The sequence below is a fragment of the Streptomyces sp. NPDC040610 genome (assembly GCF_055594065.1).
Window position 1 is genome coordinate 520,576 of sequence record NZ_JBVIXA010000005.1, and the last position, 19,565, is coordinate 540,140.

Below are 19,565 nucleotides of genomic sequence, written 5' to 3' on the forward strand. Positions count from 1 at the left end.
GGGGGTAGCCCCCCTTTCGGCACTGGGTCAAGCCCTAGGGGTCCCAGGTCAGGGCAGTACGCGCACCAGACCCGAGTCGAGGTCGTAGCGGGCGGCGAGGACCGTGGCGGGCCGGAACGCGGTGTCCGCGCGCAGTGCGTCCCGCATGCGCCGGGCGTGCGCGGCCACGGTGTGGTCGACCCAGTCGCCGGGCTCGTCCCGGCAGGCCCACGCGGACGGGCCGATGCCCTCGACGAGCCGGGTGAGGTGCCCCGGCACCTGCTTGCCGGTGCGCAGCTGCTCTATCGTCGCCGCGACCGCCCCGCACCGCTCGTGCCCGAGGACGAGCAGCAGCGGTATGCGCAGCTCGGCCACCCCGTACTGGAGGGAGCCGAGCACCGCCTCGTCCAGGACCTCGCCCGCCGTGCGGATGCACAGCAGATCGCCGAGCCCCTGGTCGAAGATCAGCTCCGGCGGCACCCGGGAGTCCACGCAGGACAGGACCGTCGCGAACGGGTGCTGCTCGTGGGCGACCGCCACGCGCCGCGCCCGGTCCTCGTGCGGATGGCGCGAGCGGATCTTCGCCCAGCGCCGGTTCCCTTCGAGGAGGGCGGCGAGCGCGTCCTGGGCGGTGGCGGGGCGGGCGCGGCCCGCGGCCGGGCGGGCGGGGGCGGGGGCCGCGGAGGCCACGGCGGTGGCGGAGGTGAGCACGGTGGCGGCCGTCGCCGTCAGGAAGGCCCGGCGGTTGGCCGGGGATCTGGGGGTGGTGGTGGGAGGTATCGGCGGGGTGGTGGCGGGCATGACGCGTCCTTCGGGTCCGGGGCGGGGCGGCTCGGGCGGGGGCGTGCGGCGGTTCAGGGTACGCAGCGCCCCCGGGCCGTCAACTCCCCTTGGTCCGGGCTTTGTTGATTTCGCGTCAGATCATGACGTGTGCGATACCGGCTCTTGAACCGGTGCCGCGGTGCCGTACAGCGTCCGCTCCGGGATGTGTGCCGTGTTCCGGCGCGCCACGGCCCAGTACAGGAGCGCCGGGACCACGAGCCCCACCATCCAGGAGATGTCCGCGCCGCCGAGCGGGTCCACCAGCGGGCCGGTGTAGAAGTGCGTGACCAGGAAGGGGAGTTGGGCGAGGAGGCCGACGCCGTAGACGGTGAGGGCGTCCCAGCGCCAGGCGCCGTAGCGGCCGTGCGGGTCGGACAGGGCCGGGATGTCGTAGCGCTCCTTGGAGATCAGGTAGTAGTCGACCAGGTTGATGGCCGACCACGGGGTGAAGAAGGTCAGCAGGAAGAGCAGGAAGTCCTTGAAGGACGTCAGGAAACTGTCCTTGCCGAGGAGCGCGACCGTAGTGCCCGCGACCATGATGAGCGCGATGTACGCCGAACGGCCGCGCGGCGACAGCTCCTTCTGGCCGCGGAAGCCGCTGACGCTCGTCACCATCGACATGAACCCGCCGTAGGTGTTCAGGACGTTGATGGTCAGCTTGCCGAGCGCGATCACGAAGTACAGGAAGGAGGCGACCAGGCCGGTGCCGCCGAGCCCCACGACGTACTCCACCTGGTTGCCCATGAACGCCCCGCCCGCGCTCGCCGCCACGAGCACCCCGAACGTCATCGACCACTGCGCGCCGAGCGCCGAGCCGGACAGCGTCCACCAGAACGTGGCCCGCCCCGACGTCGTCCGCGGCAGGTAGCGCGAGTAGTCCGCGACGTACGGGCCGAACGCCAGCTGCCAGGACGCGGACAGGGAGACCGCGAGCAGGAACATCGGCAGGTCGAAGTGGGCGTCGGAGAGGAGCGCGGAGAGGTCGACGCGGTCCAGGAGGCGGATGCCGAGGTAGATGAACGCGAGCGCGCAGATCACGCTGGCCACCCGGCCGAGCGCGTGGATCACGCGGTAGCCGACCGCCGCCATCACCGCCGTGACCGCCGCGAACAGCACGATGCCGGTGGTGTCGTTCGTGTGCGTCAGCTCCGCCGTGGCCTGCCCCGCGAGGACGCTGCCGCTCGCGAAGAAGCCCACGTACATGAGGATGACGAGCAGCAGCGGTACGACGGCGCCGCGCACCCCGAACTGCGCCCGGGACTGGATCATCTGCGGCAGCCCGAGCTTGGGGCCCTGCGCCGAGTGCAGCGCCATCACCGCGCCGCCGAGGACGTTGCCGAGCACCAGGCCGACGACGGACCACACCACGTCCCCGCCGAACACGACCGCGAGCGCGCCCGTGACGACCGCCGTGATCTGGAGGTTCGCGCCCAGCCAGAGCGTGAACTGGCTGAACGCGGTGCCGTGCCGCTCCGCGTCGGGGACTACGTCGATGGAGCGGCGCTCCACCAGGGACTCTGCCATGGCCGTGACCCCTCAGTTCTTCTGGTTCTTCGTGATGCCGTGCTTCGCCGCCCCGTCGTTCGCGACGTCCTCAGGGTGAGTCGCTTGCCCGGCTGTATATCGTCATGCAGAGTTCTCGTTACCTGAATAGGTTGTCAATGCTCCGGCGTGAATCACTGGTGACGAGTGCTCGACGGGCGAGATGGGCGGTCCGGTTTGAGGAGGAAATGCGCGTGATGCCGTCTCATACCGCGGACTTGGCGGCCGACGTCCCCGTGGTCGTCCTCGACGGGCTCGGGCTGCCCGTGGCCGATGTCGTACGCCTCGCCGACTCCGCCGCGCGGCCCGTCCCCGGCACCGACGCCATGAAGCGCGTCGAGGAGTCCTGGCACGCGGCCCGCCGGATCGCCTCCTGGGGCCGCGTCTACGGCCGCTCCACCGGCGTCGGCGCCAATCGCACCGAGGACGTGCCCACCGAGGCCGCCGCCGACCACGGCCTCAGGCTGCTGCGCTCCCACGCGGGCGCCATCGGCGCCGAACTGCCCGCCCGCGAGGTCCGCGCGATGCTCGCCGTGCGCGCCAACCAGCTCCTCGCGGGCGGCGCCGGACTGCGCCCGAGCGTCGTCACCGCGCTCTGCGAGGCGCTGGAGACCGGGGCGTACCCGGTGGTGAACGAGTTCGGGTCCGTCGGCACCGGCGACATCGCCGCCCTCTCCCAGATGGGCCTCGCCCTCGCGGGCGAACACCCCTGGGAGGGTGCCGCCCCCGACCCCCAGCCCCTGGACAACAACGACGCACTCGCCCTGATCAGCAGCAACGCCCTCACCCTCGGCCAGTCCGCCCTCGCCCTGCACGAACTGCGCGGGCTGCTCGGCGCGACCCAGGTGGTGGCGGCGCTCTCGCTGCTCGCGGTCGACGGCTCCTACGAGGCGTACGCGCTGCCCGTCCACGAGGCGCGGCGGCACCCCGGCTCCTACGCCGTCGCCGAGCGCATGCGCCGCCTGCTCGGCGCCGCCGACCGCCCGACGCCGCCGCTCGGCCGGATCCAGGACCCGTACGGATTCCGCTGCGTCCCGCAGATCCACGGGCCCGCGCACGACGCCGCCGACGCCCTGGAGAACGTCCTGACGGTGGAGATCAACGCGGCCGCCGAGAACCCCCTGATCTCACCCGCGGACATGGCCGCCTACCACCACGGCGGCTTCTACATGGCCCAACTCGCCCTGTCCCTCGACCACTTCAGGCTCGCGGTCACCCAGGCGGCACGCCTGTCCAGCTCCCGCCTCTCCACCCTCAACGAACCGGCGTTCACCCGCCTGCGCCCCTTCCTCGCCGACGCGGAACCCGCCTCGTCCGGGGTGATGATCCTGGAGTACGCGGCGGGCGCCGCCCTCGGCGACCTGCGGGCGTTCTCCGCCCCCGCCTCGCTCGGCCACGCCGTCCTCTCCCGCGGCGTCGAGGAACAGGCGAGCTTCGCCTCCCTCGCGGCGCGCCAGACACTGCGGGCGTGCGGCGCCTACCGGCTCGTGGTGGGGTGCGAACTGGTCGCGGCGGTAAGGGCGTTGCGGCAGCGCGAGCTGCGTCTGGAGCCCGGGCTTCCGGTGGCGTGGGCGTACGAACTGGCCGCCCAGGTCCTGGAGCAGGACACCGCGGACCGCCCGCTGACGGATGATGTGACGGCGGCGGCCGCCCTCCTCGACCGGTTCACGGAGCTGTGGGAGCACCTGGACACGGGGAGCGCCGGGGACGCAGGCGGCGATGAGGGGTTCACGTTGACAGAGCGACGAGGTACGGCATGAGTGACAGTCCCGCGGCGCGGCTTCAGGTGCTCTTCGAAGGGCACCGGCTCACGCCCACCCAACGGCGCATCGCCCACTGCATGGTGCGGCGCGCCGCCGACGCGCCCTTCCTCTCCAGCGTCGAGCTCGCCGAACTCGCCGGCGTCAGCCAGCCGTCGGTGACCCGGTTCGCCGTCGCCCTCGGCTTCGACGGCTACCCCGCGCTCCGCCGCCACCTGCGGGAGGTAGCCCCCGCCGAGGCCGGCGCGGAGGCCGACCTCAACGAGTACCAGCAGGCCGTGCAGGCCGAGATCGAGAACCTGCGCCACCTCTGCGAACTCCTCGCCGACCCGGCGCCGGTGGAGCGGGCCGGGCGCGTCCTCGCCTCCTCCCGGCCGCTGCCCGTCCTCGGACTGCGCGCCGCCGCGTCCCAGGCCTACGGCTTCTCCTACTTCGCGGCGAAGGTCCACCCCGATGTGCGGCTGCTCGACGAGGGGGGCTCCATGCTGACCGACCGCGTCGACGCGGCCGTGCGGGCCGGGGCCTCCGCGCTGCTCTGCTTCGCGCTTCCCCGCCACCCCCGCGAGGTCGTCGACGCCCTCGCCTACGCCCGGTCCGCCGGGCTGACCGTGGTCACCGTCGCCGACTCCGCGTTCGCGCCCGTCGCGGCCCACAGCGATCTGCTGCTGCCCGCCGCCGTCGGGACGGGCCTCGCCTTCGACACGGCCTGCGCGCCGATGCTGCTCGGGCGGGTGCTCCTGGAGGCCATGTGCGACGGGCTGCCCGACGCGCAGGCGCGGCTCGAGGAGTTCGACGTGGGGGCGGCCGAGCGGGGTCTGTTCGTGGAGTAGCCGGGCGGGCGGGGCCGGGGGGCCGGAAGTCCGCCCGCCCGGGCCGGTCAGACGTCCAGGCTCGCCTCGATGCGCTTGAGCTGGTGCCGGGCCATGGCCAGGTTGGCCCTGCTCTTGTCGAGCGCCAGGTAGAGGAACAGGCCGTTGTTGTTGCGCCCCTTCATGAGACGGATGAGGTGGTACTGGGAGCCGAGCGAGATCAGGATGTCCTCGATCTCGTCCTTGAGGCCCAGCAGCTCCATCGTGCGCAGCTTGGCGCGGACGACGTCCGTGTTGCCGGCCGCGGCCACGGCCAGGTCCAGGTCCTTGCCGCCGCCGAGCGTGCCGAGTGCCATCCCGCTCGTGTAGTCGACCAGGGCGGCGCCGATGACGCCTTCGATCGACGTGCTCGCCTCTTTGAGGGCTGTCTCCGTGTTGGCCATGGGTGCTGCACTTCCTTTCCGTCTGTTGGATGCCCGTGACGAGGGCGATGAGGGTGTGGTGGGGGTCATGGCGCGGCGTCCTCCGTATCTCCGGTGCCGGCGCCCCGTCCGGTGGCGGCGTCGACCAGCTCGCCGATGAGCACGCTGGAGCGGCGGCCTTCCAGATGCAGTCGGCCCACGTTGACGCGGGGTTCGGCGAGCAGGGTGAGCACCGCTGTGGAACCCGCTGTGTACGTGGCCACATAGCCCTGTTCACCGCGGATCAGCAGTTCTCTGAAGCCGCCCTGGTGGGTGGCCTCGGACAGCCGCAGGGCCACCCCGAGCGCCGCAGCGGTGAGCGCGCAGACGCCCTCCGCCTCGATGTCGGTGGTGTCCTGGGCCAGCACGAGCCCGTCGACGCTGGCGGTCAGGGCGCCTCTGAGCTGGGGTATCCGGGTCCGTAGCCGTCTCAGTTCGCCGAGTACATCGGCTTCGGCAGCCATCAGCTGTCTCCTCCCCGCGCGCTTCCACGGCACGGTGAACTTCATGGGATCGAGGGCTCGGTCCGACGAGCGGTACGGAGCGTCACAGCGTTGCCTCCAGCGCGTCGCGGAGCCGGCGCAGCAGGGCGATGTTCGGCTCGGCGCAGTCCAGCGGGATGGGCCCGGGGTAGGCGGCCGGGGCCGGGGCCCGGGTCCGTGGGCTCTCCACGAGTCCGGCCGCGGCCATGCGTCTGATCTCGACCAGGGTGTGGAACGTGGGACGGCCCAGGGCCCAGGCGATCGCCTTCGGCGTGCGGACCCCGTCGGCGAGCCGCAGCACGGCGCGCTGGCGGCCGGTGACCGTCTGGCCGGGCGCCGTCGGACGGGGCACGACCGGGGCGGTGTCCACGTCCGGGCAGGGCCAGACGCTGTCCAGGAGCGCATGCCGCCGCCGCGTCTCCCGCTCCACGGCAGCGGTCGGCACCGGGCGCACCCGGCCGAACCAGTGTGTGACGCCGTAGCGGAAGTGGGTGGGCCCGCTCGCCGGGCCCAGGACGAAGAACGCGGCGTCGAACAGCGCGCCGAGGTGGCACAGCTCCAGCTCGCCCGCGGTCACCCGGCCGCTGCCGACCAGGTCCCGGCCCACCTCGTGCCGGGCCCCGGCCCGGGTGAGGGCCTCCTGCCAGCCCTGCTCGGGCAGCGCCCCGCCGACCGTGAGCAGCACGTCGAGGCCGGGCGCCGAAGGGCTCTCGGCGTGCACGACATGCCCCTCCGCGAGGTAGAGGGTGCCCTGGTCGCGCAGGAACGCCCCGGTGGCCCGCTCGTCGGCCAGGCGCATCAGCATCGGGAAGGCGGCGGGCGCGGCCGCCGGTGCCTGCGCCGGAGCGCTCGCCCGTGCGGCCGTCACATCAGCACCAGCCGCTCGGACAGGTCCCGCAGCCGGATGCGCGCGAGAGCGAGGTTGCCGGTGTCCCGGTCGAGCCAGAGGTAGAGGAAGACACTGCTGTCGAAGGTCGTCGCCACGAAGCGGATCACATGGAACCCGTTCCTCGTGCTGAGCATGAGGTCCTCGACCGGGAGCCGCTCGTCGGGCGGGACCTCGCCGGGGAAGCCTTCGTTCAGATCGACGAACGCCCGGTACTCGGCCGCCGAGCGCGCCACCTCGGCGGTTTCCGCGGCGGTGGCCTCGTGGTCCTTGTTCGGCGAATCGCCGACTGAACCAAGGGCGAGCCCGCTGGTCCAGTCGACGATCGCCGCTCCCCGCGCACCGGGCAGTGTCATCGCCTCGAGCAGACACTCGTCAATACCGGGCACGCGGCTTCCCCTTCCCCAGGGTGGAACAGGGGTGGCCCCCACCACCCCACCGGGAGGCCCCAACCGCCCGGTGGGAGGAAAGTACGCAGAGAAGCCGAAGTTCCGTGAGGAATGGGTATTTCCCTCGGGAACATGCCCGAGCTCGACGAGATCGGTTCGGTGGGCGTTTCGGGAACGGCTCGTCGTTGATCGGGTGTATCGGGCAAGTGATCGAGCCGTCCCCCGGGCCGGTGGGTCAGCCCTCGTCGCGCGCCCGCAGTACCACCTTGTTCACCACCCACAGGCCGATGCCGATCGCGAGCAGCACCCCGGCGCGGATGTAGACGTCCGCCGGGCGGTCGGCCAGCGGGCTGGCCAGGATCAGGGCGGTGATCGCGCCGAGGACCGGGAGGGCGGTGGGGGCGCGGAAGTGCGGGTGGTCCACCGGGTCGCGGCGCAGGACGAGGACGGCGATGTTGACGACGGCGAACACGCACAGGAGCAGGAAGGCGGTCGTGTCGCCGAGGCCCTCGATCTCGCCCGTCGTCACCAGGCCGACGGCCAGGATCGAGACGAAGACGATGCCCACGATCGGGGTGCGGCGGCGGGGCAGGACGCGGCTCATGGCGCGGGGCAGAATGCGTTCGTTGGCCATGCCGTAGCAGAGCCGGGAGGCCATCATGATGTTGATGAGGGCCGAGTTCGTGACCGCGAACAGGGCGATCAGGGCGAAGAGTTTGTGCGGGAAGTCCACGCCCCCGGCCTTCACCACTTCGAGCAGCGGCCCGCTGGAGCCCGACAGGGTCTTGTAGTCGACGAGGAGCGACGAGACCAGCGCGACCAGGACGTAGATCGTGCCGGTGACGGCGACACCGATGAAGATCGCCTTGGGGAACGTGCGCGTCGGGTCCTTCGTCTCCTCGGCCATGTTCACCGAGTCCTCGAAGCCCACGAAGGCGAAGAAGCCGAGCGCGGTCGCCCCGAGCACGCCGGTCAGCAGGGCGTACCCGGTGCCGTCCGCCTCGAACTCGGTGAGCCTGGCGGGCTCCCCGTCCCCGCTGAGCACCGCCCACGCGCCGATCGAGAGGATGATCAGCAGGCCGGTCAGCTCGACCGCGGTCAGCACGACGTTGGTCTTCACGGACTCCGATACGCCGCGCAGGTTCAGCGCCGCGAGGACCAGGATGAACGTGATCGCCACGAGCGTCGGCGGCAGCGCGTCCCCGGTCAGCTCGCTCAGATAGTCGCCGCTGAAGGCCCGCGCCGCCGCGCTCGCCGACGCCAGGCCCGACGCCATCACCATGAACGCGACGATGAAGGTGAGGAAGGGGACCTTGAACGCCTTCTGGGTGTAGAGCGCGGCCCCGGCCGCCTTCGGGTACTTGCCCACCAGCTCCACGTACGAGGCCGCCGTCAGGATCGCCACGACGAAACCGATCGCGAACGGCAGCCAGAGCGCGCCGCCGACCTTTCCCGCGACCTTGCCGGTGGTGGCGTAGATGCCGGTGCCGAGGATGTCGCCGATCACGAAGAGGATGAGCAGCTTGGGGCCGAGCACCCGTTTCAGGCCCGGGTCCTCGGCCGCCGGTGGACTGGTGGTGTCGCTGGTTCCTGACGTCGTCACAGGAGCCTCCCCCGAGGGTGACGGTGTTGCCGTTTCCGGCGGTGTGCCTTTTCCGGCTGGGAAGGATCTTCTTCCCGGTGGAGAGGCCGATGAAGCGGGAGTTCGGGGAACAACCCGGTGTCGGTGCGCGCGGCGCCGCCCGCGTCCATCGACCCCTCGCGTCAGGTTCCGTCAGCTTTCGTCAGCCGACCGCGTCGAGCAGCAGCCTCGCGGCCACCGTCGCGCCGTCGGTGCGGATCGTGCCGGCCACCGCGACCGCCTTGGCGCGGGTCATCGGGGCCAGGGCCGTCTTGAGCGCGACCGACAGGGACTCGAAGGTCGGGACCGGCCCGTCGTGCGCGGCGCCGATGCCGAGGTCGGCGACCCGGGAGGCCCAGTACGGCTGGTCCACGAACTGCGCCACCACCACCTGGGGCGCGCCCGCGAGGGCGGCCGTCGTCGTGGTGCCCGCGCCACCGTGGTGCACGACGGCGGCCACCCGGCGGAACAGCGCCTGGTGGTTGACCTCGCCGACGGCGAAGCAGTCGGCCGCGTCGTCGACGAGCCCCAGGTCGGCCCAGCCGCGGGAGACGAGGACACGGCGGCCCCGGGCGCGGACCGCGTCGACGGTCACCCGGGCGACATCCGTCGCGGCGCGCATCGGCATGCTGCCGAAGCCCACGAACACGGGGGCGGTGCCCGCGTCCAGGAACGCCGACAGGTCGCCCGGGAGCGGGCGTTCGTCCGGCAGGAGCCAGGCGCCGGTCTGCACGACGTCGGCGTCCGGCAGCTCCCGCCACGGCCCCAGGATCGGGTCCGCCGCCAGCCACGGCCGGTCGCCGAAGACGTGGTCGCGGACGTTGTCGACCGGCGGCAGACCGAGCGCCGCCCGGTGGGCGTTGAGCGGCGCGCGGTACGACGTGTTCACCTTCTGGGCGTCCAGGTCCCACAGCGCCCGGTTGTCGGTCGTCCCTGGCGGGGCCTGCGGGCCCGGCCGGGGCGAGGGCCGGTAGTGCCGCGACGGCATCTCGAACGGGTGGAAGCACGCGTACACGTACCGGATGCCCAGCTTCTCCGCCACCGACCGCGCACCGGCCGGCATCAGCCCGCTCGCCACCAGCACGTCGCACCCCTCGGCCGCCGCGGCGACGGTCCCGAAGTGCGCCGCGACCAGCTCGGCCGCGAACCCGGCCACGTCCGGCGGCGGCGGACCGGTCACCAGCGCGCGCACGGGCCGCCCGAACGGCACCAGCTCCACGCCGATCCCGGCGAACAGCTCCACGAACTCCTCGTCCGGGGGCGCGCACACCCGTACGTCCGCGCCGAGTTCCCGCAGCCGCGCCGCGAACCCGGCCAGCGGCACGATGTCGCCGCGCGACCCGTACGACATCAACAACACACGCATGGCGGCCCTCAGCTCGCGTCGCTGTCGGCCGGGGCGGCGTCGTCGGCGGCGTCGGGGGCGGCCGCCCACTCGACGAGCTGGACGACCACCCCGTTCGGGTCGGTCAGCTGGAACAGCCGCTCGCCCCACGGCTCCTCGCGCAGCGGCATCGTGATGGGGGCGCCCGCCGCGCGCAGCCGGGCCTCCTCCGCCGCGAGACCGGTGACGGTGAGCGCCAGGATCAGACCGGCCGCCCGCTGGTCGCGCTGCTCGGGTGGGAGCACTTCCAGGCCCCGGCGGAGCAGGACGACGTCGACGGCGGCGTCCCCGCGCGTCAGGGAGGCGAAGCCGTCGTCGGCCATGGCCACCCGGTAGCCGAGGTGGGTGCACAGGAAGTCGCGGGAGGCGTCCACGTCGTCGACGGTCAGGGAGAGGGTGGAGGCGGACACGTTCATGAGGGCTCCTTGAGGGCTGCCAGGATCATGAGGACCAGGGGGATCAGGGGGAACGCCGGGATCACGAGGTACACGGGATCGGCCGGGACCGGGATCAGGACGCGGGCACGTCGAGCTGGAACTCGCACGTGCGCCGGTAGGTGCGGAAGCCCAGGGCGTGGTTGACCGCGAGCATGTGGACGTTGTCGTCGGCGTTGTCCGTCTCGACCTCGGTGACGCCGGGGTGCTCGGCGCGCAGTCGGCGCACCATGGCGGCCTTGACCCACAACCCGAGGCCGTGGCCGCGGTGTTCGGGCACGACCGCCGTGTCGTACTGCTGGGCCCGGGGCGGTGCGCCCTGGGGGATCAGGATCTCGGTGTAGCCCGCCATGGTGCCGTCGTCGTGGATCGCGGCGATCGTCAGGAGCGTGTCCCCGCGGTCGTCCACCACCTTCGCCATGGCGCGGACGCGGTCGGCGTCCCAGGCCACCCTGCCGAAGTCGAGGTCGCCGACGGGCATGTCGTTCATCGCGTTCTTGGCCGCGGCGAAGGCGTCGGCGAGGTCGTCGGGAACGGTTCCGGTCCAGCCGGTGAGCCGGTAGCCGGGGTGCTCGGCGTCGGCGGCCTTCAGGACGTCGGCCCCGGCCTGCTCGTCGAGGCGCAGCAGCAGGTGGTCCAGGGTCAACGCCCGGCGAAAGCCCCGCTGTTCGCCGAAGGCCGCGCCGGGCCCGTCGGCGGCGGCTTCGGCGATCAGGCTGCGCCGGTCCTCGGCACGGCAGGCCGACACGGCTGCCGCGAGGAGACGGGAGCCGGTGCCGAGGCGCCGGTGCGCGGGGTCCACGTGGAGTTCCAGCTCGGCCAGGTGGTCGCGCCCCGCGGCGGCGAAGAGGCGCAGGCTCGCGACACCGACGGGCACGCCGTCCGCCCCGGCGGCCAGCCACATCAGCCGGTGGCTGTCCAGGGCGGGCCGGGTGAGCCGGGCGTGGACCGCCTCGGGGCCGGGTGGCGGCACGCCCGGCAGGTCGTGGGCCATGGAGGCGGCGACGACCCGGTGCCAGGCGGCGGCGTCGGCGGCCGTGACGTGCGGGAGGGGGCGGGGCAGGGCGGGCTCGGACACGGTGGTGACTCCTGTGGTGGAGGTGGTGGAGGTGGTGGAGGTGGCGAAGGTGGTCGGGTGGCCGAGGTCGGCAGGGCGGTCGGGCCGGACACGTTGATCAGGCCGCGTCAGGCCGCGGTGCCCGCGCTCCAGCGGTCCAGAACGGCGTACGCCGGGGCCCACCGGTCGAGGTACGCGGCGCGCATGGACGCGGGCAGCGGAGCGAGGAGCCGGTGCGCCGTCGGCTCGTCGGCGCCGTCGAGGAGCCACGGCAGCAGCAGGGGCGCGTCCCGGCCGATCCGCCGGGCCTGCACCCGGCCGAAGCGACCCCACTGCTCGGCCGTCAGCTCCCGCAGGGCCAGCGGCAGCGCCGTGTCCTCCTCGTGGTCGAGGTGCCCGGCGATGCCGCTCGTCAGCGCGTCGGTGAGCTGGCCGACGTGCAGCGGGTCGGCTCCCGGGTCGGCGAGGGCCGCGTCGATGGCCCCGACCACCGGGGCGATGGCGGCGTGCTCGGCCTCCATCACCGCGAGGACGGCCAGGTCCTTAGGGCGTCCGGCGAGACGGTGGCGCAGCGGTGGCCACAGCGCGTCGTCCTCCGCCGACTGGTGGGCACGCAGCGCCTTCTTCAGGAGCTGCCATCCGGCGGCGGTGGCGAGGACGTGCCGGGGGTCACGGTCCGCGGTGGTGGTGACCCGGTCCAACTGGGTCAGCTCCCGGCGCAGGGCGGCATGCATCGCGTACAGCGCGGTCGGATCGGCGGCATCGCTCATGGGCGTAATGCAGGGCTTTGTACGCGTACTCGCATGCCCTCAACCCTCTTGCGGCCCGCACGTATGATCAATGCGAATTTTCGCGACGTCCGATAACCGCCGGGTTATCGCCAGGGGCCGGGGGGCCGGTGGAACTGCGGGACATCGAGATCTTCCTGGTCCTCGCCGAGGAACTGCACTTCGGCCGGACCGCGCAGCGGCTGCACGTGTCCCAGGCGCGCGTCAGCCAGGCCATCAAGAAGCAGGAGCGGCGCATCGGCGCCGAGCTGTTCACCCGCACCAGCCGCACGGTGTGCCTGACGGAGGTCGGCCGTCAGTTCCGCGACGACCTGCAGCCGGTCTACGCGGGCCTGCACCACTCCCTGGAGCGCGCCCGGCTGGCCGCCCGCGGGATCACCGCGCAGCTCCGCGTCAGCATGCTGCCCTTCAACCTCGTCGATCTGCACCCCTACTGGAAGGCGTTCCGCGCACGGCACCCGCAGTGGGGGCTCCAGATCCGCCAGGCCACCTTCACCGACGTGTTCGGCCAGCTCCGCAGCGGCGCCATGGACGTCGTGGTCGCCTGGCTGCCGGTGGCGGAGCCGGACTTCACGGTCGGGCCGACGCTGTGCACCGACTCCCGGATCCTCGCCGTGGCCGCCGACCACCCGCTCGCGGTCCGGGACTCCGTGCCCCTGGAGCTGTTCGCCGACTTCCCGCACAGCACCGCCCTAGCCCTGCCGGACTACTGGGAGGACAGCTATCTGCCCTTCCACACCCCGCGGGGCCGGGCGATCGAGCGCGTCGCGGCCGCGGACAACGCCGACGAACTGATCGGCATGGTCGGCATGGGCGAGATCATCCACAGCTTCCCCGGCCACGTCACCCGGTACTGGGGCATGTCGAACATCCGCTGGCTGCCCGTCCCCGACCTGACGACCATGACCTTCGCCCTGGTCTGGCGGACCGAGGCCGAGAACGACCTCATCCGCGCGCTCGCCGCCACGGTGCGCGACCTCGGCGTGTTCCGCTTCTGAGGGCGCTCCGCCGCTGAGCCTCCAGGAGTTCCTCCGCGCCGCCCCGCGGTATCAGAGCCCGCGCAGCGCGTCCCGCGCCCCGCCGCCCGCCTCGGCGACGATCTCCTCCACGCGCTGCTGCTCGCGCACCACCGAGAACCGCACGGCCCCGCCCTCCTCCCGGGAACCCGCGGCGAAGCCGTGGATCGGGGGCCTGGCGAGGCTGTTGTACGAGTAGTGGTGGGCGAAGTAGTACGCGCCGGTGTCGAGCACCGCCACGTAGTCGCCCTGTTCGAGGGGCGGCAGCTCCCGGTCCCGGGCGAGCAGGTCGCCCGCGAAGCAGGCCGGGCCCGCGATGTCCTGGCCGGTGCCGGGGCCCGCCTTGGGGCGCCCCTTCGCGTCGTACGCGGCGATCCTGAGCGGCCAGGACTCGGGCGCGTACACCGTGCGCGTCGCCACCTGCACGCCCGCGTGCGTCAGCGCGATGCCGCGCCCGCCCGCCGACTTCACGTACTCCACCCGCGCGAGCAGCGTCCCGTGCTTGGCGAGCAGCGAGCGGCCGAACTCGGTGACCAGGCCGTAGCGCCCGTCGAGCAGCCCGGGCACCTCGCGCTCGAGGAGCCGCGCGTACTGGGCGAACGTCGGTGTCTGCTCGTCCGAGGCGAAGTTGACGGGAAGGCCGCCGCCGATGTCGAGGGTGTCGATCTGGCGGCGGCCCGCACGGGCGTTGATCTCCTCGGCGAGCGCGTACGCGGCCGCGACACCGGCGGCCATCAGCTCCAGGGGCATGCCCTGGGACCCGGAGTGCGTGTGAAGGCGGGTCAGCCAGGGCCGGTCCAGATACGCGCGGACGACCCACTCCCGGGCGCCCTCGTCCCGCAGCGGCACCCCGAACTTGGAGGTGGCGGTCGCCGTGGAGAGCGCCTCGATCGCGCCGCCGCCGACCTGCGGGTTCACCCGGATCCCGAGCGGGGAGCGGGTGGGCGCGGACTGGACGAGGGCGTCGAGGCGGGCAAGTTCCTGCGGGTTGTCGGCGTTGACGGCGATGCCGAGGGCGAGGGCCTCGCGCAGCTCCGCCGGGGTCTTGGCGGGGGAGTCGAGGACGGTGTGCGCGGGCGGTATCCCGGCGGCGCGGGCCAGGGCCAGCTCGCCGGGGCTCGCCACCTCCGCGCCGATCCCGGCGTCGTGCAGCAGCCGCAGGACCGGGACCAGCGGGGTCGCCTTCACGGCGAAGGCGTGCAGGATCCGGGTGCCGTCCGCGGCGACCTCGGCGAACGCGGCGCGCAGGGCGGCGGCGCCCGCGCGGATCCCGGCCACGTCGAGGAGTCCGGCGAGGGGGGTGTCGGGGCCGACGATGCCCTGCTCGACGGCGGCGCGGACGGCTTGGTCGCGGCGGTCGCCGGCGGGGGCGCCCTGGGGTGCGGCCTGCCCGAGGACGCGCGTGAGCTGATCGGTTTCGTCTTCGTCCGACCGCCGGTCGGTCCTGTCGTCGAGGCCCATGTGATCCAGACAATCACCCGTGCGCCGCCCCCGCTGCCCCGCTGCGCTATTGACTAGGTCTATTCACGACCCCAGGATGTGAATATCAACGTCACAGCATCGAACCGTCACAGCATCGAGGAGGCACTGCCATGTCAGGACCCCGCCCCGTACGGGCCCCGCGCGGTACGGAACTGAGCGCCCTGGGATGGCAGCAGGAAGCCGCCCTCCGCATGCTCCAGAACAACCTCGACCCCGAGGTCGCCGAGCACCCCGACAAGCTCGTCGTCTACGGAGGCACCGGCAAGGCGGCCCGCGACTGGCGCTCCTTCGACGCGATGGTGCGCACCCTGAAGACCCTCAAGCAGGACGAGACGATGCTCGTCCAGTCCGGCCGCCCGGTCGGCGTCATGCAGACCCACGAGTGGGCGCCCCGCGTGCTCATCGCCAACTCCAACCTGGTCGGCGACTGGGCGAACTGGGAGGAGTTCCGCCGCCTGGAGGCGCTCGGCCTCACCATGTACGGCCAGATGACGGCCGGTTCGTGGATCTACATCGGTACGCAGGGCATCCTCCAGGGCACGTACGAGACGTTCGCCGCCGTAGCCGCGAAGAAGTTCAACGGCACGCTCGCCGGGACGATTACCTTGACGGCCGGGCTCGGCGGCATGGGCGGCGCCCAGCCCCTCGCCGTCACGATGAACGACGGCGTCGCGATCTGTATCGACGTCGACCCGCGCGCCATCGAGCGCCGCATCGAGCACAAGTACCTGGACGTGAAGGCCGACTCCCTGGAGCACGCGCTCCAGCTCGCCGTCGAGGCCCGCGACGCCCGCCGCCCGCTCTCCATCGGCCTCCTCGGCAACGCCGCCGAACTGCTCCCGCGCATGCTCGCCGAGGGCGCCCCCGTCGACATCGTCACCGACCAGACGTCGGCCCACGACCCCCTCGCCTACCTCCCCGTCGGCGTCGACTTCGACGACATGGCGACGGCGGCCGAGAAGGACCCGGCGGGCTTCACGCGGCGCGCCCGGGAGTCCATGGCCCAGCACGTCGAGGCCATGGTCGGCTTCATGGACGCGGGCGCCGAGGTCTTCGACTACGGCAACTCCATCCGCGGCGAGGCCCAACTCGCGGGCTACGACCGGGCGTTCGCGTTCCCCGGCTTCGTGCCCGCCTACATCCGCCCCCTCTTCTGCGAGGGCAAGGGCCCCTTCCGCTGGGCGGCCCTCTCCGGCGAGGCCTCCGACATCCACAAGACCGACAAGGCGATCCTCGACCTCTTCCCGGAGAACGAGTCCCTCCACCGCTGGATCAAGATGGCCGGCGAGCGCGTCCACTTCCAGGGCCTGCCCGCCCGCATCTGCTGGCTCGGCTACGGCGAGCGCGACAAGGCCGGTGAGCGCTTCAACGACATGGTGGCCTCGGGCGAGCTCCAGGCCCCCCTCGCCATCGGCCGCGACCACCTCGACTGCGGCTCCGTCGCCTCGCCCTACCGCGAGACCGAGGCCATGCTCGACGGCTCCGACGCCATCGCCGACTGGCCGCTCCTCAACGCCATGGTCAACGTGGCGTCGGGTGCCTCCTGGGTCTCCCTCCACCACGGCGGCGGGGTCGGCATGGGGCGCTCCATCCACGCGGGGCAGGTGTCCGTGGCGGACGGGACGAAGCTCGCCGGTGAGAAGGTGCGGCGCGTGCTGACGAACGACCCCGGGATGGGGGTCATCCGGCATGTCGACGCCGGGTACGACTCCGCCGAGGCCGTGGCGGACGAGCGGGGCGTGCGGGTTCCCATGCGGGAGGGCGAGGGCGAGTGAACGAGGAGATCTCCCCCAACCCGCCCCGTCCCGAGCCGGGGGCTCTGCCCCCGGACCCCCGCTCCTCAAACGCCGGAGGGGCTGAAATTCACCGGCACATTTCCAGCCTGCCCAGGCACCCTCCAGCCCGTCCGGCGATTGAGGACGAGGCGCGGAGCGCCGACAACGGGGTCCGGGGCGGAGCCCCGGGTTCGGGAAGGGGCGGGGTTGGGGAGCCCCCGGCAGGCCCCACCTTCCTCCAGATGTGGGCCGACCTGAGCCCCATCGGCCGCGACCCCGAGTCGAACGGCTACCGCCGCCACGCCTGGACCGGCGCCGACGCGGACTGCCGCACCTGGTTCCAGGAACAGGCCGAGACCCGAGGCCTGACCTACGAGACGGACCGCAACGGCAACCAGTGGGCGTGGCTGGGCGACCCGGCCCAGGGGGATGCCGTGGTCACCGGCTCCCACCTGGACTCGGTCCCCGACGGCGGCGCCTTCGACGGCCCCCTGGGCGTCGTGTCGTCCTTCGCCGCGCTGGACGAACTCCGCGCCAGAGGAGCGAAGTTCACCAGACCCCTGGCCATCACCAACTTCGGCGACGAGGAGGGCGCCCGCTTCGGCCTGGCCTGCGTGGGCTCCCGCCTCACCGCGGGCAGACTGACCCGCGAGGCGGCGTACGAACTCCGCGACGCGGACGGAGTCAGCCTGCCGGAGGCGATGGAGGCGGCGGGCTACGACCCGTCGGCGATCGGCGCGGACCCCGAACGCCTCGCCCGGATCGGCGCGTTCGTGGAGCTGCACGTGGAACAGGGCAGAGCCCTGGACCTGTCCGGCGACCCCGTCGGCATCGCGAGCGCCATCTGGCCGCACGGCCGCTGGCGCTTCGACTTCCGCGGCGAGGCCAACCACGCGGGCACCACCCGCCTGGTGGACCGCAGGGACCCGATGCTGTCGTACGCGGAGACGGTCCTGGCGGCCCGCCGCGAGGCGGAGCTGGCGGGCGCGGTCGCCACCTTCGGCAAGATCGCGGTCGAGCCGAACGGCGTCAACGCCATCCCGTCCCTGGTCCGCGGCTGGCTGGACTCGCGCGCCGCCGACCAGGACACCCTCGACACCGTCGTCACGGCGATCGAGAAGGCGGCCCGCGAGTACGCGGACCGGCACGGCATCGACCTGGATGTCGTACGGGAGTCCTTCACACCGGTCGTGGAGTTCCAGCACGCCCTGCGCGACGAGCTGGGCGCGGTCCTGCGGGAGCGCACCGGCCGGGAGATCCCCGTGCTCGGCACGGGCGCGGGACACGACGCGGGCATCCTGTCCGAGTCGATCCCGACCGCCATGCTGTTCGTGCGCAACCCCACGGGCGTCTCGCACTCGCCCGCCGAGTACGCCGCCGAGGACGACTGCCTGGCCGGGGTGCGCGCACTGGCCGACGTACTGGAGGGTCTCGCGTGCCGCTGACGCACACCTACTGGGCGGAGCACGCCTGGCTGGAGCCGAACGTCGAGCCCGGCGTGGCGCTCGACGTCGGGCCCGACGGCCGGATCGCGGCCGTCCGCACCGGCGTCGGGACCCCGCCGCCCGGCGCGACCGTCCTGCGCGGCCTCACCCTGCCCGGCCTCGCCAACGCCCACTCGCACGCCTTCCACCGCGCCCTGCGCTCCACCGTGCAGGTGGGCAGCGGCACGTTCTGGACGTGGCGCGAGGTCATGTACTCCGTGGCCGACCGGCTCACCCCGGAGACGTACCACGCCCTCGCGCGGGCCGTGTACGCGGAGATGGCGCTCGCCGGGGTCACGGCCGTCGGCGAGTTCCACTACCTGCACCACGCGCCCGGCGGCGCCCGCTACGCCGACCCGAACGCCATGGGCGAGGCCCTGATCGCCGCCGCGGCCGACGCGGGCATCCGCATCACGCTCCTCGACACGGCGTACGTCGCCGCGGGGCTGCGCGGCGCCGCGGAGGGCGAGCCGCCCAACCGCCACCAGCTGCGCTTCTCCGACGGCACGGCCGAGGCCTGGGCCGAGCGGGTGTCCCTCCTGAAGGAGGGAGACCGGGAGCACGTGCGCGTCGGCGCCGCCATCCACTCCGTACGGGCCGTGCCCGCGCGGCAGTTGGGCACCGTCGCCGAGTGGGCCGCCACGCGCGGTGCGCCGCTGCACGTCCACCTCTCCGAGCAGACCGCCGAGAACGACGCCTGCCTCGCCGTCCACGGCTGTACGCCGACCCGGCTCCTCGCCGACCACGGCGTCCTCGGCGCGCGCACCACCGGCGTCCACAACACCCACCTCACCGACGCCGACATCGCCCTCATCGGCGGCTCCGGCACCGGCACCTGCATGTGCCCCACCACCGAGCGCGACCTCGCCGACGGCATCGGGCCCGCCCCCGCCCTCCAGCGCGCGGGCAGCACCCTCTCCCTCGGCAGCGACAGCCACGCCGTCATCGACCTCTTCGAAGAGGCGCGGGCCATGGAGCTCAACGAACGCCTCCGTTCGCGCACCCGGGGGCACTGGACCGCCGCCGCCCTGCTGCGGGCCGCCTCCACCGACGGGCACGCCGCCCTCGGCTGGGCCGACGCCGGTTCCCTCGAACCCGGTGGCCTCGCCGACTTCGCCACCGTCGCCCTCGACTCCGTCCGGACGGCCGGGGCCGCGCCGCGGCTCGCGGCGGAGGTGGCCGTCTTCGCCGCCTCCGCGGTGGACGTGCGGCACACCGTCGTCGGGGGCCGCCATGTCGTCCGTGACGGTGCGCACGTGTCGGTGCCGGACGTGCCGTCGGCGTTGGCTGAGGCGGTGGGGGCGCTGCGCTGAGCCATCCCCCACCCCGCTCCTCACACGCCGGAGGGGCTGGAACTCAGCCGCACATTCTCAGCCCGTCCGGCGATTGAGGAC

At 73.1% G+C, this 19,565-nt stretch carries 18 protein-coding genes; 6 read left to right on the plus strand and 12 right to left on the minus strand.

The window, feature by feature from the left end; all coding sequences use genetic code 11:
- Positions 1 to 48: 48 nt before the first annotated feature.
- Positions 49 to 780, minus strand: coding sequence for a carbonic anhydrase (locus tag ACZ6AA_RS21050; protein ID WP_468459827.1), 732 nt, complete (start codon positions 778 to 780; stop codon positions 49 to 51).
- A 120-nt stretch (positions 781 to 900) separates the two neighbouring features.
- Positions 901 to 2,325, minus strand: coding sequence for a purine-cytosine permease family protein (locus ACZ6AA_RS21055; protein WP_468459825.1), 1,425 nt, complete (start codon positions 2,323 to 2,325; stop codon positions 901 to 903).
- A gap of 215 nt (positions 2,326 to 2,540) precedes the next feature.
- Between ACZ6AA_RS21055 and ACZ6AA_RS21060 the strand changes: the two genes are divergently transcribed.
- The gene (locus ACZ6AA_RS21060; RefSeq protein ID WP_471459381.1) at positions 2,541 to 4,103 is read left to right on the plus strand and encodes an aromatic amino acid ammonia-lyase; all 1,563 of its coding nucleotides are present in this window, start codon (positions 2,541 to 2,543) and stop codon (positions 4,101 to 4,103) included.
- On the plus strand, positions 4,100 to 4,933 hold the full coding sequence (locus tag ACZ6AA_RS21065; RefSeq protein WP_468459822.1) for a MurR/RpiR family transcriptional regulator: 834 nt from the start codon (positions 4,100 to 4,102) through the stop codon (positions 4,931 to 4,933). The genes ACZ6AA_RS21060 and ACZ6AA_RS21065 overlap by 4 nt, the downstream gene beginning before the upstream one ends.
- Positions 4,934 to 4,980: 47 nt before the next feature.
- Here the strand turns inward: ACZ6AA_RS21065 and ACZ6AA_RS21070 are convergent, their stop codons facing one another.
- The 9 genes from ACZ6AA_RS21070 to ACZ6AA_RS21110 all read right to left on the minus strand — a co-directional run bounded on the left by ACZ6AA_RS21070 (position 4,981) and on the right by ACZ6AA_RS21110 (position 12,396).
- On the minus strand, positions 4,981 to 5,355 hold the full coding sequence (locus tag ACZ6AA_RS21070; protein WP_468459820.1) for a hypothetical protein: 375 nt from the start codon (positions 5,353 to 5,355) through the stop codon (positions 4,981 to 4,983).
- A 65-nt stretch (positions 5,356 to 5,420) separates the two neighbouring features.
- Positions 5,421 to 5,837 carry a roadblock/LC7 domain-containing protein gene (locus ACZ6AA_RS21075; protein WP_468459818.1) on the minus strand — a complete coding sequence of 139 codons (417 nt, stop codon included), beginning with the start codon at positions 5,835 to 5,837 and terminating at the stop codon, positions 5,421 to 5,423.
- An 82-nt stretch (positions 5,838 to 5,919) separates the two neighbouring features.
- The gene (locus tag ACZ6AA_RS21080) at positions 5,920 to 6,723 is read right to left on the minus strand and encodes a transcriptional regulator (protein ID WP_468459816.1); all 804 of its coding nucleotides are present in this window, start codon (positions 6,721 to 6,723) and stop codon (positions 5,920 to 5,922) included.
- Positions 6,720 to 7,130: a hypothetical protein gene (locus ACZ6AA_RS21085; protein ID WP_468459814.1), complete on the minus strand. Its 411-nt coding sequence runs from the start codon at positions 7,128 to 7,130 to the stop codon at positions 6,720 to 6,722. The genes ACZ6AA_RS21080 and ACZ6AA_RS21085 overlap by 4 nt, the downstream gene beginning before the upstream one ends.
- A gap of 235 nt (positions 7,131 to 7,365) precedes the next feature.
- Positions 7,366 to 8,733 (minus strand): APC family permease, encoded by a 1,368-nt coding sequence (locus tag ACZ6AA_RS21090; RefSeq protein ID WP_468459812.1) that lies wholly within the window; start codon positions 8,731 to 8,733, stop codon positions 7,366 to 7,368.
- Positions 8,734 to 8,914: 181 nt separating this feature from the next.
- Complete coding sequence (locus ACZ6AA_RS21095) at positions 8,915 to 10,117, minus strand: glycosyltransferase (RefSeq protein ID WP_468459810.1); 1,203 nt, start codon at positions 10,115 to 10,117, stop codon at positions 8,915 to 8,917.
- An 8-nt stretch (positions 10,118 to 10,125) separates the two neighbouring features.
- Entirely contained in the window at positions 10,126 to 10,551 is a 426-nt protein-coding gene (locus tag ACZ6AA_RS21100) for a VOC family protein (RefSeq protein ID WP_471459384.1), read from the minus strand.
- Between the two features lie 94 nt (positions 10,552 to 10,645).
- Positions 10,646 to 11,647: a GNAT family N-acetyltransferase gene (locus ACZ6AA_RS21105; RefSeq protein WP_471459386.1), complete on the minus strand. Its 1,002-nt coding sequence runs from the start codon at positions 11,645 to 11,647 to the stop codon at positions 10,646 to 10,648.
- A gap of 107 nt (positions 11,648 to 11,754) precedes the next feature.
- On the minus strand, positions 11,755 to 12,396 hold the full coding sequence (locus ACZ6AA_RS21110) for a hemerythrin domain-containing protein (RefSeq protein WP_471459388.1): 642 nt from the start codon (positions 12,394 to 12,396) through the stop codon (positions 11,755 to 11,757).
- 128 nt (positions 12,397 to 12,524) lie between these two features.
- On the opposite strand from ACZ6AA_RS21110, the gene ACZ6AA_RS21115 reads away from it, so the two are divergent.
- A complete protein-coding gene (locus ACZ6AA_RS21115; RefSeq protein ID WP_468482501.1) occupies positions 12,525 to 13,412 on the plus strand; it encodes a LysR family transcriptional regulator in 888 nt (295 codons plus the stop codon).
- A gap of 51 nt (positions 13,413 to 13,463) precedes the next feature.
- Here the strand turns inward: ACZ6AA_RS21115 and ACZ6AA_RS21120 are convergent, their stop codons facing one another.
- Positions 13,464 to 14,891 carry a type III PLP-dependent enzyme domain-containing protein gene (locus ACZ6AA_RS21120; RefSeq protein WP_471459390.1) on the minus strand — a complete coding sequence of 476 codons (1,428 nt, stop codon included), beginning with the start codon at positions 14,889 to 14,891 and terminating at the stop codon, positions 13,464 to 13,466.
- A 131-nt stretch (positions 14,892 to 15,022) separates the two neighbouring features.
- Here ACZ6AA_RS21120 and hutU point away from each other — a divergent pair, with 131 nt between their 5' ends.
- The 3 genes from hutU to ACZ6AA_RS21135 all read left to right on the plus strand — a co-directional run bounded on the left by hutU (position 15,023) and on the right by ACZ6AA_RS21135 (position 19,484).
- The gene (hutU, locus tag ACZ6AA_RS21125) at positions 15,023 to 16,687 is read left to right on the plus strand and encodes a urocanate hydratase (RefSeq protein ID WP_468459798.1); all 1,665 of its coding nucleotides are present in this window, start codon (positions 15,023 to 15,025) and stop codon (positions 16,685 to 16,687) included.
- 242 nt (positions 16,688 to 16,929) lie between these two features.
- Positions 16,930 to 18,132 (plus strand): allantoate amidohydrolase, encoded by a 1,203-nt coding sequence (locus ACZ6AA_RS21130; RefSeq protein ID WP_468459796.1) that lies wholly within the window; start codon positions 16,930 to 16,932, stop codon positions 18,130 to 18,132.
- A complete protein-coding gene (locus ACZ6AA_RS21135) occupies positions 18,129 to 19,484 on the plus strand; it encodes a formimidoylglutamate deiminase (RefSeq protein WP_468459998.1) in 1,356 nt (451 codons plus the stop codon). Before ACZ6AA_RS21130 ends, ACZ6AA_RS21135 begins: the two co-directional genes overlap by 4 nt.
- Positions 19,485 to 19,565: the final 81 nt, after the last annotated feature.

Bases quoted from the DNA above. Each gene is read 5' to 3' on its own strand.
- ACZ6AA_RS21050 (WP_468459827.1), bottom strand. From the start codon at position 780: ATGCCCGCCACCACCCCGCCGATACCTCCCACCACCACCCCCAGATCC.
- ACZ6AA_RS21055 (WP_468459825.1), bottom strand. From the start codon at position 2,325: ATGGCAGAGTCCCTGGTGGAGCGCCGCTCCATCGACGTAGTCCCCGAC.
- ACZ6AA_RS21060 (WP_471459381.1), top strand. From the start codon at position 2,541: ATGCCGTCTCATACCGCGGACTTGGCGGCCGACGTCCCCGTGGTCGTC.
- ACZ6AA_RS21065 (WP_468459822.1), top strand. From the start codon at position 4,100: ATGAGTGACAGTCCCGCGGCGCGGCTTCAGGTGCTCTTCGAAGGGCAC.
- ACZ6AA_RS21070 (WP_468459820.1), bottom strand. From the start codon at position 5,355: ATGGCCAACACGGAGACAGCCCTCAAAGAGGCGAGCACGTCGATCGAA.
- ACZ6AA_RS21075 (WP_468459818.1), bottom strand. From the start codon at position 5,837: ATGGCTGCCGAAGCCGATGTACTCGGCGAACTGAGACGGCTACGGACC.
- ACZ6AA_RS21095 (WP_468459810.1), bottom strand. From the start codon at position 10,117: ATGCGTGTGTTGTTGATGTCGTACGGGTCGCGCGGCGACATCGTGCCG.
- ACZ6AA_RS21100 (WP_471459384.1), bottom strand. From the start codon at position 10,551: ATGAACGTGTCCGCCTCCACCCTCTCCCTGACCGTCGACGACGTGGAC.
- ACZ6AA_RS21110 (WP_471459388.1), bottom strand. From the start codon at position 12,396: ATGAGCGATGCCGCCGATCCGACCGCGCTGTACGCGATGCATGCCGCC.
- ACZ6AA_RS21120 (WP_471459390.1), bottom strand. From the start codon at position 14,891: ATGGGCCTCGACGACAGGACCGACCGGCGGTCGGACGAAGACGAAACC.
- hutU (WP_468459798.1), top strand. From the start codon at position 15,023: ATGTCAGGACCCCGCCCCGTACGGGCCCCGCGCGGTACGGAACTGAGC.
- ACZ6AA_RS21130 (WP_468459796.1), top strand. From the start codon at position 16,930: ATGTGGGCCGACCTGAGCCCCATCGGCCGCGACCCCGAGTCGAACGGC.